The following is a 15,076-nucleotide window of genomic DNA, read 5'->3' on the forward strand; positions in this document are numbered from 1 at the left end:
AAATAACAGAGCAGGAGCCTGCATCATGAATAAGTGTACGATAGCGATCGTTGTGGCCCATCCGGATGACGAGGCCTTCACGGCGGCCGTGGCGCTGCATGAAGCCGTGCGCCGGGGACATAAAGCGGTCGCGCAGTATGCCACATACGGAGAAGCCGGTAAAACAGGCAGAATGGGTAAGATGTCCAGGGACCAATTAATAGAGCAACGCAAGAAAGAATTGAATCAGGCAGCGGATATCATCGGGATTGAGGAAATTCAATACTTGGGATATCCTGACGGAAAACTGGACGAAGTGAACCGTGAAGTGCTGACGCAAGCCGTAGTCGATTTTCTGAACACATGCAAAGCGGAGATTGTGTTAACCTTTCCGGAAGACGGACTGAGCGGGCACAGGGACCATACAGCGATTCATCATGCGGTTAACGCGGCTGTTGAAGGCGGGCAATGCCGGTATGTTCAGAAACTGTATTATTTCGGCGGACCCGTGTTGATCGGCGCCGGACACATTCCAAGTGTGGTTATAGATACCAAATTGCACCCAGAAGTGAAAAGGAAATCCCTGGTCGCCTTTGAATCTCAGGTATTGTCCGTGGAGCGAGTATTCGGTGATTTGAGGCAACCGGGTGCGCTGGTGCTTCCGGCGATGGCCTACGAAAGGTTTATATTAAAGTGGAAGCGGGGAGACCTTTTTCCGGCGATACACGAGTCATTTTTGACAGATGATTTAATATAAATTCCAGAAACTTCTTCAAGAGTGAATTAATGTATGCTATAGTGGCATAGAATTTTTTTTACTTTAGAAAGGGTGAAAGAAGCATGATGTTGTCTGACGATTTGGGTTGGTTGTCGATACTTCCCGTATTTATGTTAATTATTTACATTGGAATGATCGGGTTATCGATTTATGGTTTTGTTCTGTTTGTGAAGCTGGCAAGACGGGGTATTAGAGTTATGGATTTATATCTTCAGGACAAAAATGAACGAAAGCCGGGACCGCCGTCCTTATAGTTTTATTGGTGCATTAAACTCGAAGGGGAATAGTCGCAGGCGGTGAACGCATACTAGTAGGGGCTCCAAACTAACTTACAAAGGATGATTAAACCATGGCGACGGTTCTTTATATTACCGCACACCCGAATGACGAGCGGGCATCTTACAGTATGGCCGTAGGCAAGGAGTTTATCGCTGCTTACCGTGAAGCGAAACCGCAGGATGAAATTGTTCATCTGGATTTGTACAAAGTCGACATTCCCCACATTGATACAGACGTCTTTAGCGGTTGGGGCAAACTGGCTTCAGGGACGGAATTTTCCGCATTGTCGGAGGAAGAGAAACGAAAAGTGGGTCGTTTGGGCGAGTTGGTTGATCAGTTTGTGGCGGCGGACAAGTACGTTTTCGTAAATCCGATGTGGAACTTCTCGTTTCCTCCTCTGATGAAAGCTTACATTGACTCCATCTGTGTAGCCGGCAAAACGTTCAAATATACAGCCGAAGGACCGGTCGGACTTCTGAAAGACAAGAAGCTATTCCACATTCAAGCCAACGGCGGCGTCTATTCCGAAGGGCCCGCGGCGGATATCGAGTCGGGACATCGTTACTTGAACATCATTGCCGGATTCTTTGGAATCCCGTCGGTGGAGAAGCTGTTTGTTGAGGGAATGGCTGCCATGCCGGACCAAGCGGACACCATCAAAGCTAAAGCGATTGAGAAAGCCAAAGAAGCAGCCGCGCGTTTCTAACGATAAACCAAAGAAGCCAAGTCAGGTCAGGAAAAGACCGCTTGGCTTCTTTGGTTTAGAATAGAATAAGGCGAATTAGATCATTTTAATAGTAGTGCCGGTAAGCTTAAGCGCAAAAAATATCGGGCCCCGTCTCGCGACGAGGCCCTTCATGGGAGAGGAGAAACCGGATGAAGAACTTATGGGGAAACGTAAGTCTTCTCCGCGGTTGTCTTCGACATTCTCATGTCGATAATTATAGAATTGCCTTATTTCGGAAAAATATACATCGGTTCGAAAGGAGTTTTGAGGAATTCCCCTTTTTTTGTTCAAAAAGAGGGATTGTGGTACGATATCAAACAGGTCTAACTTAATACATAGTAATTTGAAATTGATGAGCAGGTGAGAGTTTGAGAGTGATTTCCGGCACGGCCAAAGGAAGATCGTTGAAAGCTGTTCCCGGTCAAGGGACACGGCCTACGACGGACAAAGTGAAAGAAGCCATATTCAGTATGATCGGGCCTTATTTTGACGGCGGCATGGTGCTTGATTTGTTCGCGGGTACAGGCGGGCTGGGCATTGAGGCGTTGAGCCGCGGAATGGATCAGGGAATTTTCATTGATATTGAGAAAAAGAGTCTGGATGTGATTCAGGACAATTTGAAGTCCACCCGTCTGGATGCCAAAGCCGAAACATATCGTAACGACGCAACACGGGCCCTGAAGGCGCTGGCGAAGCGCGGACTGACCTTCGACCTCGTATTCCTTGATCCGCCCTATCGAATGAAGCATGTTGAGGAATTGGTAAGCTACATGGAAGAGAATGCGCTGTTGGCAGAGGCTGCTGTTATCGTGGTTGAACATGACGCAAAGCACCACTACCCGGAACAGATGGGCGGCGCACAACAACATCGCCGTGTAGAATACGGAGAAATCGCGGTAACGGTATATCGCTTTACCAGGAATGTCGGCCAAACCCCAGACGAAATCGAGGAGAACGATCATGAACGAACAACCCATTAAACCATTAAAAATTGCGGTTTATCCCGGCAGCTTCGACCCCGTGACCATGGGACATCTGGATTTAATTCACCGCGCCGCGAAGCATTTTGACCACCTGGTGGTAGCCGTATTAAACAATACCAGTAAAAATCCGCTGTTTAGCGTCGAAGAACGCCTTGTTCTGTTAAGACAGGTCACGGCTGATTTGCCCAATGTGGAGATTGACAGCTTTCGGGACCTGCTGGTGAACTATATGAAAACCAAACAGGCTCATATTATTGTGCGGGGATTACGGGCTGTGTCTGATTTTGAGTATGAGCTGCAACTGGCTTCAACCAATCACAAGCTGAGTGAAGAGGTGGAGACGTTCTTTATGATGACCAACCCCAAGTACTCTTATCTCAGCTCCAGCATCGTGAAGGAAATTGCAAAGTTTAACGGACCGGTTCATGAACTGGTGCCGCCGCAAGTGGAAGAAGCGCTGAAAGCGAAGTATGCAGAGTTGAATCAAGAGTAGCGGAAATTTAAGTACAGCCTAGCCTATGTTCAAATATAACGTTCCTTCCTGATCTTTCGTACTATGACAATGAAAGTGGTTGCGAGCGGGATGGCAAGCATACAGGCAACCATGACAAACAGGGATTGCTGCAGCTGTGCTAACCCGATGCCGTAGGGAATGCCTTCCATTGCCGCCGCCAGCGGAGGCGGTTCAACAGAATTAAAGCTTGGTGCGGTGTCGGCAAGCCAACCGTTTAAAGGCCTCCAGACTAATAACGTAAGAAAAATGCATAGGGCGCTATGCATCAAACGATACAGGACAAAGGTGGCGTAGCGAATATCCGTGTCACGGATCAGGCTGCGCACTTGCGCGTGCATGGAAAGACCGCTCCACGCCAGAATGGCGCATACGGCGGCAATGCTCCACATGAAGGACAGGGAGCGGGCTTCATCTTGTCCGGCCGCGAAGGCGCCGAGATGAAGCTCGAGCCACCCCAGCACCAACGCGTTTGCATGGACGACCGTCAATCCAACGGGAGACAGCACGGCGGAAAGGGTGGCCGCGAGCATGGAGGTTACACTGCTCAGGTTCATAATGGCCGCAAACACGGAGAAGATCATCATCAAACCGCCAATGCTCATTAGCGTCTGAATTCCGCCGGCAACAGCGTCACCCAAGGCTTTGCCGAAGGATCTCCCGTCCTCTTCGCGCGCAGCCCTCATAGCGGTTAGGGAAGCGGATAAAATCCCGCTTGAAGCAGGAGGAGACATCGTTGTGCCCGGGGCGTTGGGAGACCTTGTATCGTTAAACAGGAATCTTGCAAGAATACCGGTCAGCAGGGCTGCCATATAATAGATCACTGCGATATACAAACCCGGCATCCGGCTGCCCATAAACCCTACAGAGATCACAGAGAATATGATAACGGGACCCGCCAAGTGGGAGATGCCCAACAACCGCTCAGCCTCGCCGCGGCTTATGATTCCGTCACGCCGTAATTTAGCCGTGACCTGCGCCCCGGAAGGCATCAAAGCCGACAAGCTGAGCGCCACCGCCCATCCTCCGATGCCGGGAACTCGAAATACGAGACGCATAACGGGGTCCATCCATACGCCAAGCGCATGCACGAATCCGAAAGCAATCAGCAGCTCGGACACCACCAAGAAGGGCAGCAGGGCGGGGAACACGATGGTCCACCAGATATGAAGACCTTTCAGGGAGGCTTGAAAGGCTTCATTCGGGAACAATAAAATACAAATAACCGTGAATACGGCCGCAAGAGCTGTCAGGACGGTCATGCCTTTACTATGCTTTCCGGGTACGGAACGAGACATGGGTGTTCCCCCTTGCTTAAGAATAGAGATGGTACATATGTACGCTGCCCCGTATCCCTTTAGACCAAGCCCCTAAGGAGTGAGATATAAAATATGAACGCGAGGAGAACGGGATTTCGTTTCGGATTTTTGCCGGCTTTCATCCTGGTTGCCGTCGTGGCCTATGTCCTAATTTATTTGCCTACACCGTATGTGATTTACAAGCCCGGATCCGCCGAAGAAATTAAACCGATGATCGCGGTGAATGAAGGCGAACTGCAAGAGAAAGGTACTTTCATGCTCACAACGGTTTCCTTAACATACTCAAATACGTTGCAATACCTTTACGCCCTTGTGAATCCTTATCAGGATATCGCCAAGAAAAGCCAGCTTTTAAGAGAAGGAGAGACGCGTCAGGAATACACGGAGCGTCAGGCCTATGTCATGCAGACCTCGCAGAGTGACGCCATTCAGGCTGCATATATGAAAGCGGGCATTCCTTATAAGAAGGTGACTCAATCTGTCGTTGTCCTTGAAACCAACGAAGGTATGCCGGCCGAGAAGGTGCTCCAGCCCGGGGATCGGCTGCTCGCCGTCGACGGACAGAGCATAACGGACGTCAATGATCTGTTGGGCAAAATCCGTGCGAAGAAAGTCGGCCAGTCTTTACAGCTCGACTATGAGCGCGGGAAGGAAAAGCGAAGCTCGAAGCTGCTCTTGGCCGCCTTGCCTCCTCAGCCGGGCGTAAAGAAACCGGCGAAGCCTCTGCCGGGCATTGGCATTATTCCCGCGGAATTGCAGTCCGTGGAGCCAAAGACGGGAAAGAAGAAAGTTACGATTAAAGCGGGAGAAATCGGCGGACCGTCCGCGGGGTTTATGTTCTCGATGGCGATTCTGAATCAATTGACGCCCGGCGATTTGTCGAAGGGGTATCGCATTGCAGGTACAGGTACGATCACACCGGATGGAAAGATCGGCGTCATCGGCGGGATCAAGCACAAAATTGTGGCGGCCGACCGGGAGAAAGCGGATATCTTCTTCGCGCCTAAAGATTTGGTTCCCAAAAAGGGAGAAGCCTTCGCCCCCGTGCTAAACACGTCAGAAGCAAAGGCGAGAGCCGAAGAGATTGATACGGCTATGAAGATTGTCTCGGTGGGCACGATCGATGAAGCGTTGGAATATCTGAAGAAATTACCGGTGAAAAAGTAAACGGCACGTCAAGTCGTTAAGACCTTTCGTACCGTTCTGATGATATGATAATGGGGGATTGGTAGTAGTCTCTCAACAAATCTTCGGATGCAGGCTTGTCAAAGCCTAGTGCGTATGCCGATGTGGCGCGTATATCCATATCGAGAAACGGGAAGCTCTCCTTCGTCACCTTGGTGACAACGGGGAGCTTCGCTGTCGTTTTCATGCGCTTAAGGAGCGCGCGTCCCCGTTCCGTGAAGCCAAGCACACGGATATAGGAAACGCCTTCGCGCAGGTTATGAGCGCTGAGGGCGGACTTGCTGTGGCCGAGCAGGATGCGGGTCAGCATCCGTTGCAGCTTCGTCCGCGTGTAGCGCTTCGTCTTCAGCGCGGCGAGCAGCCGCTCGAAATCGAGCGGGCCGTCCCCGAGCCGCGGCAGCGCGCCCTTGAGCCGATGCTGGAGCCCCTCGGTCACCTCCGCCAGCTCCGCCAGCTCATCAGCCGTCCGGCTGACGAGCTGGTGCAGGAGCTGCGGGGTGTACCGGCTCCAGCGCTGCGGCCCGCGCCCGGCCGCCCATTCCCGCTGTAACACGTCATACGTGTACGGCGGGAGATAAGCCTGCGCGGCGGCAAGGTCGCCTTGCTCGAAGAGCAGGCGGCGGATCGCGGTGGCGCTGGCGATCTGGGCGTCCGTGACGTCCGCCTGATGATAGCCGGCGGCGCGGCGCGCTACCGTGTAAGGCGCAATGGAGCTGCCCAGGCGCTCCAGCGCGATAAGGTAATGCAGCCCCAGCGTATTGTTGGGCTGCCCGAGCGCCTCCGGCGCAACGTCCGCGAACGCCGCGGCGCCGCGTCCGCCCAAGTCCCGCGCCAGCGATGCCGCGGCGGCCGAGTATGCGGCGGGATAGTTCATCCCTTTCGCCATCCCCGCCTTGACCTGCGCGCGAAATGCCTCCGGCTCGTCCGCAAGCACACGCGCCAACGGCAGAAGCCAGCCCAGCTCGCCGCTTTCGCTGCCAAAACACAGGCTGTCCACGACGCCGGTAGCGTCCAGCAGAGCGCAGGCGCCGAAGGCGAACCACTCGGCAGGCTGGGAGCTGTACGCCACCGGAAGCTCGATAACCAGATCCGCGCCCATCCGAAGCGCCATTTCGGCACGTGCCCACTTGCCCGCAAGAGCGGGTTCGCCGCGCTGCAGGAAGTGTCCGCTCATCACGGCGACGCATGTATCGGCGCCAGTCAGATTTAAAGATTGACGGAAGTGATAAACATGTCCATAATGTAAAGGATTATATTCTACAATAACGCCTACGGTACTCATGAATGTTACGACCTCCGAATGCCTATATAAGACTACAGGTATACTAGTTATGTATCGAAATATAACATGAAACAGGTGGATGGGAAAATAAACACCGGCCCCTGTTGACAAGATAGGCATAAAATAGATATAATAATCTTTGTTTGTTTGGAGTTGATCTCATTGTTATTTCAATTTAAAGAGCTGGCTTCCAAGGACGTTACACAGGAATTCCACGAACGACTCGACGTCGACGCCCTGGTGAAAAGCCGCCGCGATGTAATGGACATTAGTCCCCTGCAAGCCGATTTAGCCGCGAAGTATCAAGGCGGAATCGTGCGGGTGGAAGGGGAATTGTCGGCTGATCTGACGATGGCCTGCTCGCGCTGCTTGAAGCCGGTGAAAGAAACAGTGCGGATTCCTTTCGATGAGCAGTTTGCTCTGAAGACGGAAGCGACCGAAGAGGACGAGACGGACGACATCATCGCCGTTAAGGAAGAACGGGTAGACTTGAAGCCTTATGTAGAAGAAGCGCTAATGCTTTATTTACCTTTCGCGCCGCTTTGCGAAGAAGCCTGCAAGGGGTTGTGCCCTGTGTGCGGAGCAGATCGCAATGAAACCGAGTGCGGATGTAATACGGAGAAGGTCGACCCTCGTTTAGCCGGACTCAAGGATTTTTTTAAACAATAAGAGACAAAGAACCCATTATACTCGAGTAAGGAGGTGGGAATATGGCAGTACCTCAAAGAAGAACGTCCAAGACTCGTCGCGACAAGCGCCGTACTCACTTTAAATTAGAAGTTCCGGGCATGGTGAAATGCGATCATTGCGGAGAATTGAAATTGAGTCACCGCGTTTGCAAAGTTTGCGGAACATACAAGGCAAGAGAGATTATTAAACAATAATCGATAAGTAGTACTTCATCCTATGGTGAGGTGCTATTTTTTTTGCTTTCTTTTTGCCGGGCATTTATATATACTAGTATTAGTACCAGGTATTAAAAACAAGGGGTGTTAAGCATCGAGCGCCTGCCTAAACGACAACGACAACAACAACTGTCGCAGCATATCGACGATAATCCGTTTATCACCGACCAAGAATTGACGCGCAAGCTTAAGGTGAGCATACAGACGATTCGGTTGGACCGGATGGAGCTCGGTATACCTGAAGTAAGGGAACGGCTGAAGCTGATGGCGGAGCGATCATTGGATCCGGTGAAATCTTTGCCGTTAGATGAAATCATAGGTGAAGTTATCGATCTGCAACTGGATCAAAGCGGGATATCCATATTTGAAATTAAAGCGGAGCATGTGTTTTCACGTACAGGGATTGCAAGGGGACATCATATTTTCTCTCAGGCCAATTCCTTGGCGGTGGGAATTATGAATGCGGAGATTGCGCTGACAGCATCGGCGGATATCCGGTTTGTGCGTTCCGTGCTGCTGGAAGAGAAATGCGTGGCTAAAGCCTATGTCCGTTCTAATACAGGGCCAAGTGGGAAAGCTAAAGTAGAAGTATTTACATATGTCGGCGAAGAATTGGTGTTTCAGGGAACATTTACGGTGTACCGAAATGCCGGTCTGGACAACGAAGAGAGCAAAGACAGCAATAAAGGAGTGGACAACGATGCGGATCGCAATTGACGCCATGGGCGGAGACGCGGCGCCGGACATGAACATACAGGGTGCGTTAGAAGCGGCAAGAGAGTGGCCGGATGTTGAGATTATTCTCGTCGGGGATGAGGCGAAGCTGAAGCCGCTCATGACAGAAATACCTTCCAATTTGAGGGTACAGCACGCATCGGAGGTTGTTCTTCCGGATGATGAACCCGTTAAGGCCGTTCGCAGGAAGAAGGACGCCTCCATGGTCGTTGCGGGCAGGTTAGTGAAGGAAGGTCAGGCGGACGCCATGATTTCGGCCGGAAATACGGGCGCGCTGATGGCTACGGGATTACTTGTTGTCGGTAGAATGCCGGGAATTGAACGCCCCGCCCTGGCGCCTATGATTCCCACGGTGGACGGCAAGGGGGTTCTGGCGCTTGATCTGGGCGCCAACATGGATGCAACGCCGGAGCATCTACTTCAATACGCCATCATGGGCAGCGTTTATCGTAACAAGGTTCACGGCTTGACGAAGCCGCGCATCGGGTTGCTCAACGTCGGTACAGAGGAAATGAAAGGCAATGAGCTCACCAAGGGCGCCTTTCCTTTACTGAAGGAAGCGCCGATCCATTTTGTGGGCAATGTGGAATCACGGGATGTGCTGCAAGGCAATTGTGATGTATTGGTGTGCGACGGCTTTGTCGGTAACATTTTGCTGAAAACGTTGGAGGGCACGGCAGGCACGATTTTCTCGGTGCTGAAACAGGAATTCACCAGCTCATTGCTCAGTAAACTGGCGGCCGCGGTGTTAAAACCGGGTTTGTCGAGGTTTAAGAAGAAGCTCGACTATAAGGAGCATGGCGGAGCGCCGTTACTGGGGTTAAACGGGCTGGTGCTCAAGAGCCACGGCTCCTCGGATGCCCGTGCGATCAAGAACGCCGTGCGTCAGGCAAGGGAAGCGCTGAAGAACGACCTTGTCGGTTCAATTTCGGCGGAAATCAGCGGTAAGGGAGCGGTGCAATGATGAATATCATTCCGGTAGGCGTGCTCGGGGCCGGCAAGTATGTGCCCGAACGGATTCTAACAAACCACGATCTGGAGCAGATGGTGGATACGAATGACGAATGGATCGTCAGCAGGACGGGTATTCGTGAACGGCGGTTGGCGGCGGAGGAAGAAGCTACGTCGGATTTGGCGCTTCATGCAAGCAAGATCGCGCTGGAGCAAGCAGGAATTACCGCGGAACAGCTGGATCTTATTATCGTCGCAACGGTTACGCCAGATATGTATTTCCCTTCAACGGCATGTATGTTGCAGGAAAAGCTCGGGGCTAAGAAGGCCGCCGCGTTCGATTTGTCCGCCGCTTGCTCCGGTTTTATTTACGGTTTGGCCAATGCATCCAACTTCATCGCTACAGGAATATACAAACACGTTCTGGTTGTGGGGGCCGAGTGTCTTTCGCGAATTACGGATTATACAGACCGCAATACGTGCATTTTGTTTGGGGACGGCGCGGGAGCTGTTGTGCTTGGCGAGGTGCCGGAGGGACGGGGCTTCAAGTCCTTTGAACTCGGCGCCGACGGTTCCGGCGGGGAACTGTTGCACGTTCGCGGAGGAGGATCATTGGTACCCTCCAGTGTGGAAAGCGTCGAAGCTCGCCAGCACTATATTTATATGGCGGGCAGCGAGGTATTCAAGTTTGCTGTGCGTATCATGGGGAACGCGGCGGAGGAAGCGCTTCGTAAAGCAGGCATGGACAAATCGGAGATCGATTTGTTGGTGCCGCATCAGGCGAACAAGCGTATCATCCAATCGGCGCTTAGCCGGCTCGAATTGAGCGAGGACAAGTGCATGGTGAATCTGGACCGCTACGGCAATATGTCGGCGGCATCCATTCCGGTTGCGCTGGCTGAAGCGGTGGAGGAAGGACGCTTGAACGAGGGAGACCGGGTCGTACTGGTCGGCTTCGGAGGCGGCTTGACTTGGGGAGCCACGGTTCTGGTCTGGTAGAAAGCCGTTTATTCTGGGTGACAAAGGAGCTGTACCAATGGGGTTAATCGCATTTGTATTTCCCGGCCAAGGCGCGCAGGCGGTTGGCATGGGCAAGGATGTATACGATCATCATGCGGCCGGTCGTGAGCGGTTTGACCGAGCTGACGCTGCATTAGGGTTTAAGCTTACCGAACTTATATTTAACGGTCCTGAAGAAGAATTAAAGATTACGTATCATACGCAGCCCGCTCTGCTTGCAACCAGCATCGCATTGATGGACGCGTTCGCCGCGCAAGGAATACAACCCGACTATGTCGCGGGTCATTCCCTGGGCGAGTACAGCGCGCTTGTCGCCGCCGGCGTGCTCCGCTTTGAAGACGCCGTTACGGCGGTCCGAAAGCGCGGCGAGTTCATGGAGCAGGCCGTGCCCGGTGGGGCGGGGGCGATGGCTGCGGTGCTGGGCGCGGAGCGAGAGGCGTTAACCTCGCTCTGCGCGGATATTTCCGCGGGCGGGACAGCGGTCGAACTGGCCAATGTGAATTGTCCCGGCCAGATCGTTGTATCCGGTACCGCCGCGGGTGTAGCCTCTGTCGTAGAACGCGGCAAGGAAGCCGGCGCCAAGCGGGTCATCCCGCTTGAGGTGAGCGGCCCGTTCCACTCCTCGCTCATGCAGCCTGCCGCGCAGCGGCTGCAAGACACCTTGGCCGGCATCGAGATGTCGCCGGCCGCTGCCCCGGTCGTGGCCAATGTAACGGCACGACCGGTGACGGAGCCTGCTGAAATCCGCAGACTCCTGGTAGAGCAAGTGTCCTCCCCTGTACTATGGGAGGACTCAGTCCGCTGGCTTATCGAACAGGGTGTCGATACCTTCGTGGAGATCGGCTCCGGCTCGGTGCTCGCCGGATTAATCAAGAAAATTGACCGCAATGTGCGCGTCCTCTCCGTGAATTCGCTTGAGACAGCTGAAGCGGCCGGGGAGCTTATCCGGTCCTAGAACCGTATAACATTGGTTGTTGCGGTAACAATGGTAGGGTGCGCGTTAGCCCTGAAGGGGCACGCCTGGTTTAGCATCAGGCTTATTGTGAATCCTTAAGAAGCATGGGGAAGGGGGAATCAGGATGCAGAAACTGGAAGGCAAGGTAGCTTTGGTTACCGGTGCTTCCCGAGGCATCGGGAGAGCGATTGCTTTGGCGCTCGCCGAGGCCGGCGCGGATGTGGCCGTGAACTACGCGGGCAGTGAAAATGCGGCCGGCGCTGTGGTTCAGGCCATTGAAACGATGGGGCGGAAAGCCGTCAAGATTCGTGCGGATGTGGCTTCGGCCGCAGATGTCGAAGATATGATGAAGCGGGTTATGGAAAGCTTCGGAAAAATCGATATTCTGGTGAATAATGCCGGAATAACACGGGATAACTTGTTAATGCGGATGAAAGAAGAGGAGTTTGACGCCGTCATTAACACTAACCTTAAAGGTGTGTTCAACTGTGTCAAAGCCGTAACCCGGCCGATGATGAAACAACGCTCAGGCCGTATTATCAACATTTCATCGGTTGTAGGTGTGTTGGGCAACCCGGGTCAGGTTAACTATGTCGCTGCCAAAGCCGGTGTCATCGGTTTGACGAAAGCTGCGGCAAGGGAACTGGCTTCGCGGGGAATTACGGTTAATGCCGTGGCGCCGGGATTCATAGAAACCGATATGACCGATAAGCTTTCGGGGGAAACCAAGGATGCGTTATTGGGACAAATACCGCTCTCCCGTTTGGGTAAACCTGAGGATATCGCTCATGCCGTGTTGTTCCTTGCGGGGGATGACTCCTCCTATATGACAGGCCAGACCATTCATGTAGACGGCGGCATGTACATGTAATTTGGCAACAGAGGAATAATAGTCTGGTGTATGGGCTCAGAAGGGTTTGGAGCCGCAAATTGAGATTTGAATGGATTCTATGGTAATTTGCTATGGATTCTCGTATAATACCAAGGAGGAGGTGAACCGGATGTCCGATGTATTAGAGCGTGTAAAGCGTATCGTTATTGATCGTCTAGGAGTTGACGAGGCTGAAGTTACTACCGAAGCATCTTTCAAAGATGACTTAGGCGCTGACTCTCTCGACGTTGTAGAACTGGTTATGGAGCTAGAGGACGAGTTCGATATGGAAATTTCCGATGAGGATGCTGAGAAGATTACTACTGTAGGAGAAGTTGTGAAATACATACAATCTCATACGTAAAGTGAACGAGTCCCGTTAGTACATCAACGGGACTTCTCCTCATTCTTTACCCTATTAAGCCACAGTTTGAACGATGATTTTTCTTTGCCATCATGTTCTTAATATATAGATTTACAATATAGCAATCAGCTTTAACGAGACCGGTTTCGAGGTGAGCGATGTTGAAACATAGAGTAGTGGTGACAGGTATGGGGGTTGTGACGTCTTTAGGTTCAGATCTGGAGACATTATGGAACAACCTGCTGGAAGGTAAATCCGGGGTGTCGGTGGTAGAGGCGTTCGACGTCAGCGATTACCCGACAAGAATTGCATCTTCTGTGAAGGACTTCGATCCCGAACAATACATGGATAAGAAAGAAGCGCGCCGGATGGACCGGTTCGTGCAATTCGGTTTGGCCGCAAGCTTGCTGGCGCTTCGCGACGCGAAGCTGGATGTGAAGAATGATACGGATCCTGAACGGGTAGGCGTTATTGTCGGTTCCGGCATCGGGGGATTGGGCACTTGGGAAGATCAACACGCCATTCTGCTCGAGAAAGGTCCGAAACGGGTATCGCCGTTCTTCATTCCGATGATGATAGCTAACATGGCGTCCGGTCAAATTTCCATGTCCACAGGAGCCAAGGGACCTAACACAGCCGCGGTTTCCGCGTGTGCTACGGGAACCCATTCCATCGGGGATTCGTTCAAAATGATTCAGCGCGGGGACGCGGATGTCATGATTTGCGGCGGTGCGGAAGCGACGATTCGTCCGACAGGCATGGCAGGCTTCTGCTCCATGCGGGCGATGTCCACTCGCAATGAAGAACCTGAGAAAGCCAGCCGACCGTTCGATGTGGACCGCGACGGGTTTATCATGGGCGAGGGCGCCGGTGTCATGATCATTGAATCATTAGAGCATGCGCAGAAACGCGGCGCGAAGATTTATGCCGAGATCGTCGGTTACGGGATGAGCGCGGATGCGCATCATATGACCGAACCGGATCCGGCCGGTGCCGCGCGCTGTATGGTTAAAGCAATCAAGGATGCCGGCCTGGAGCCGACTGATGTGGATTACATTAATGCGCACGGCACATCGACCCCTGTGGGCGACAAATCGGAGACGAATGCCATTAAACAGGCGTTCGGCGACCATGCTTACAAGCTGGCTGTATCTTCGACCAAGTCTATGACAGGACATTTACTAGGTGCCGCGGGCGGCGTGGAAGGCGTTATTTGCGGTCTGGCTTTGGAACATCAGACGATTCCGCCTACTGCGAATCTGGAGAACCAAGATCCCGAATGTGATTTGGATTATGTTCCGAATGTCCCGCGTAAGGCGAATCTGGACGTGGTGATGTCCAATTCATTCGGTTTCGGCGGTCATAATGCAACGATTATTCTTAAGAAATACGAGGCGTAACATCGGGCAAGCTGCGTCAGCAGCAAGGAGAAGGGGTATACCATGCAACGCGATCTTAAACATCTGCAATCCAAACTAAACATACGGTTTCTCGAGCCCGCGCTGCTGACGCAAGCCTTCACGCACTCGTCTTATGTAAATGAACACCGGATGACCCATTCGGATGACAATGAGCGTCTGGAATATTTGGGCGACGCTGTGCTTGAACTGACGGTATCCGAATTCCTGTTCCGAAATTTTCCGGATAAGCCGGAAGGCGAGCTGACCAAGCTGCGCGCATCTGTAGTATGCGAGCCTTCATTAGTCGGATTCGCAGAGGATCTTGAATTCGGGATGTATGTGCTTCTGGGTAAAGGCGAAGAACAGACAGGGGGACGTACAAGGCCGGCGTTGTTGGCTGACGTATTTGAATCCTTTATAGGCGCTTTATATTTGGATCAAGGCCTACTTGCCGTTCAACAGTTTCTGGACAGACATCTGTTTCCTAAACTTTCATCCGCAGCTAAGCTTCAGAACAAGGATTTCAAGACTCAATTGCAGGAGCTTACGCAGTCATACAATATGGGCGCGTTGGAATACCGGATTGTTGGAGAGACAGGACCCGCGCATGAAAGGGAGTTCGTGTCGGAAGTATTTATGGACGAACAACGATTAGGGCGGGGGACCGGCCGTTCCAAGAAAGAAGCCGAGCAGCAAGCGGCTTCCGAAGCGTTAAGAACGATCGCCCAGTCCGCCCGATTGGACGCTTGAGTCTACAGAATCTCATGAGGAGCAGTGAGCAACCCTAAGGTTGTTCCTGCTTTTTTTTGCTATAGTAAGGGTCGGTATCAGT

The 15,076-nt window shown here is 52.4% G+C and carries 18 protein-coding genes; 16 read left to right on the plus strand and 2 right to left on the minus strand.

From position 1 onward, the window contains the following. Positions 1-25 precede the first annotated feature (25 nt). The 5 genes from SY83_RS15750 to coaD all read left to right on the plus strand — a co-directional run bounded on the left by SY83_RS15750 (position 26) and on the right by coaD (position 3,239). A complete protein-coding gene (locus SY83_RS15750) occupies positions 26-736 on the plus strand; it encodes a PIG-L deacetylase family protein (protein WP_068608241.1) in 711 nt (236 codons plus the stop codon). An 83-nt stretch (positions 737-819) separates the two neighbouring features. Then, positions 820-1,011, plus strand: coding sequence for a hypothetical protein (locus SY83_RS15755; protein WP_082882571.1), 192 nt, complete (start codon positions 820-822; stop codon positions 1,009-1,011). 95 nt (positions 1,012-1,106) lie between these two features. Continuing rightward, the gene (locus tag SY83_RS15760; RefSeq protein WP_068608243.1) at positions 1,107-1,742 is read left to right on the plus strand and encodes an FMN-dependent NADH-azoreductase; all 636 of its coding nucleotides are present in this window, start codon (positions 1,107-1,109) and stop codon (positions 1,740-1,742) included. Positions 1,743-2,131: 389 nt separating this feature from the next. Then, complete coding sequence (gene rsmD / locus SY83_RS15765; RefSeq protein WP_068608245.1) at positions 2,132-2,743, plus strand: 16S rRNA (guanine(966)-N(2))-methyltransferase RsmD; 612 nt, start codon at positions 2,132-2,134, stop codon at positions 2,741-2,743. After that, the gene (gene coaD, locus SY83_RS15770; RefSeq protein WP_068608246.1) at positions 2,724-3,239 is read left to right on the plus strand and encodes a pantetheine-phosphate adenylyltransferase; all 516 of its coding nucleotides are present in this window, start codon (positions 2,724-2,726) and stop codon (positions 3,237-3,239) included. Before rsmD ends, coaD begins: the two co-directional genes overlap by 20 nt. 29 nt (positions 3,240-3,268) lie before the next feature. Here coaD and SY83_RS15775 read toward each other — a convergent pair whose 3' ends face one another. Next, positions 3,269-4,555 carry a hypothetical protein gene (locus SY83_RS15775; protein ID WP_068608248.1) on the minus strand — a complete coding sequence of 429 codons (1,287 nt, stop codon included), beginning with the start codon at positions 4,553-4,555 and terminating at the stop codon, positions 3,269-3,271. Positions 4,556-4,648: 93 nt separating this feature from the next. Between SY83_RS15775 and SY83_RS15780 the strand changes: the two genes are divergently transcribed. Next, on the plus strand, positions 4,649-5,743 hold the full coding sequence (locus SY83_RS15780) for a SepM family pheromone-processing serine protease (protein WP_068608251.1): 1,095 nt from the start codon (positions 4,649-4,651) through the stop codon (positions 5,741-5,743). Between the two features lie 16 nt (positions 5,744-5,759). Here SY83_RS15780 and SY83_RS15785 read toward each other — a convergent pair whose 3' ends face one another. Next, positions 5,760-7,043, minus strand: a complete 1,284-nt coding sequence (locus tag SY83_RS15785; RefSeq protein WP_068608252.1) for a nucleotidyltransferase — start codon at positions 7,041-7,043, stop codon at positions 5,760-5,762. A 162-nt stretch (positions 7,044-7,205) separates the two neighbouring features. Here SY83_RS15785 and SY83_RS15790 point away from each other — a divergent pair, with 162 nt between their 5' ends. The 10 genes from SY83_RS15790 to rnc all read left to right on the plus strand — a co-directional run bounded on the left by SY83_RS15790 (position 7,206) and on the right by rnc (position 14,994). Continuing rightward, on the plus strand, positions 7,206-7,712 hold the full coding sequence (locus tag SY83_RS15790; RefSeq protein ID WP_068608254.1) for a YceD family protein: 507 nt from the start codon (positions 7,206-7,208) through the stop codon (positions 7,710-7,712). Positions 7,713-7,753: 41 nt separating this feature from the next. Beyond that, positions 7,754-7,927 carry a 50S ribosomal protein L32 gene (rpmF, locus tag SY83_RS15795; RefSeq protein WP_068608255.1) on the plus strand — a complete coding sequence of 58 codons (174 nt, stop codon included), beginning with the start codon at positions 7,754-7,756 and terminating at the stop codon, positions 7,925-7,927. 123 nt (positions 7,928-8,050) lie between these two features. Further along, complete coding sequence (gene fapR, locus SY83_RS15800) at positions 8,051-8,665, plus strand: transcription factor FapR (protein ID WP_068611136.1); 615 nt, start codon at positions 8,051-8,053, stop codon at positions 8,663-8,665. Next, positions 8,649-9,647, plus strand: coding sequence for a phosphate acyltransferase PlsX (plsX, locus tag SY83_RS15805; protein WP_068608257.1), 999 nt, complete (start codon positions 8,649-8,651; stop codon positions 9,645-9,647). The genes fapR and plsX overlap by 17 nt, the downstream gene beginning before the upstream one ends. Next, positions 9,647-10,633: a beta-ketoacyl-ACP synthase III gene (locus SY83_RS15810; RefSeq protein ID WP_068611137.1), complete on the plus strand. Its 987-nt coding sequence runs from the start codon at positions 9,647-9,649 to the stop codon at positions 10,631-10,633. The genes plsX and SY83_RS15810 overlap by 1 nt, the downstream gene beginning before the upstream one ends. 37 nt (positions 10,634-10,670) lie before the next feature. Further along, positions 10,671-11,609, plus strand: coding sequence for an ACP S-malonyltransferase (fabD, locus tag SY83_RS15815; RefSeq protein ID WP_068608259.1), 939 nt, complete (start codon positions 10,671-10,673; stop codon positions 11,607-11,609). A 124-nt stretch (positions 11,610-11,733) separates the two neighbouring features. Continuing rightward, positions 11,734-12,480: a 3-oxoacyl-[acyl-carrier-protein] reductase gene (fabG, locus tag SY83_RS15820; protein ID WP_068608261.1), complete on the plus strand. Its 747-nt coding sequence runs from the start codon at positions 11,734-11,736 to the stop codon at positions 12,478-12,480. A gap of 130 nt (positions 12,481-12,610) precedes the next feature. Beyond that, positions 12,611-12,844: an acyl carrier protein gene (locus tag SY83_RS15825; RefSeq protein WP_068608263.1), complete on the plus strand. Its 234-nt coding sequence runs from the start codon at positions 12,611-12,613 to the stop codon at positions 12,842-12,844. A gap of 161 nt (positions 12,845-13,005) precedes the next feature. Beyond that, complete coding sequence (gene fabF / locus SY83_RS15830; RefSeq protein WP_068611138.1) at positions 13,006-14,244, plus strand: beta-ketoacyl-ACP synthase II; 1,239 nt, start codon at positions 13,006-13,008, stop codon at positions 14,242-14,244. Positions 14,245-14,286: 42 nt separating this feature from the next. After that, positions 14,287-14,994: a ribonuclease III gene (gene rnc / locus SY83_RS15835; protein WP_068608265.1), complete on the plus strand. Its 708-nt coding sequence runs from the start codon at positions 14,287-14,289 to the stop codon at positions 14,992-14,994. The last annotated feature ends 82 nt before the right edge of the window (positions 14,995-15,076 follow it).

Origin of the sequence: Paenibacillus swuensis (assembly GCF_001644605.1) — a bacterium.
In the GTDB taxonomy this organism is placed as follows: Bacteria; Bacillota; Bacilli; order Paenibacillales; family DY6; genus Paenibacillus_N; species Paenibacillus_N swuensis.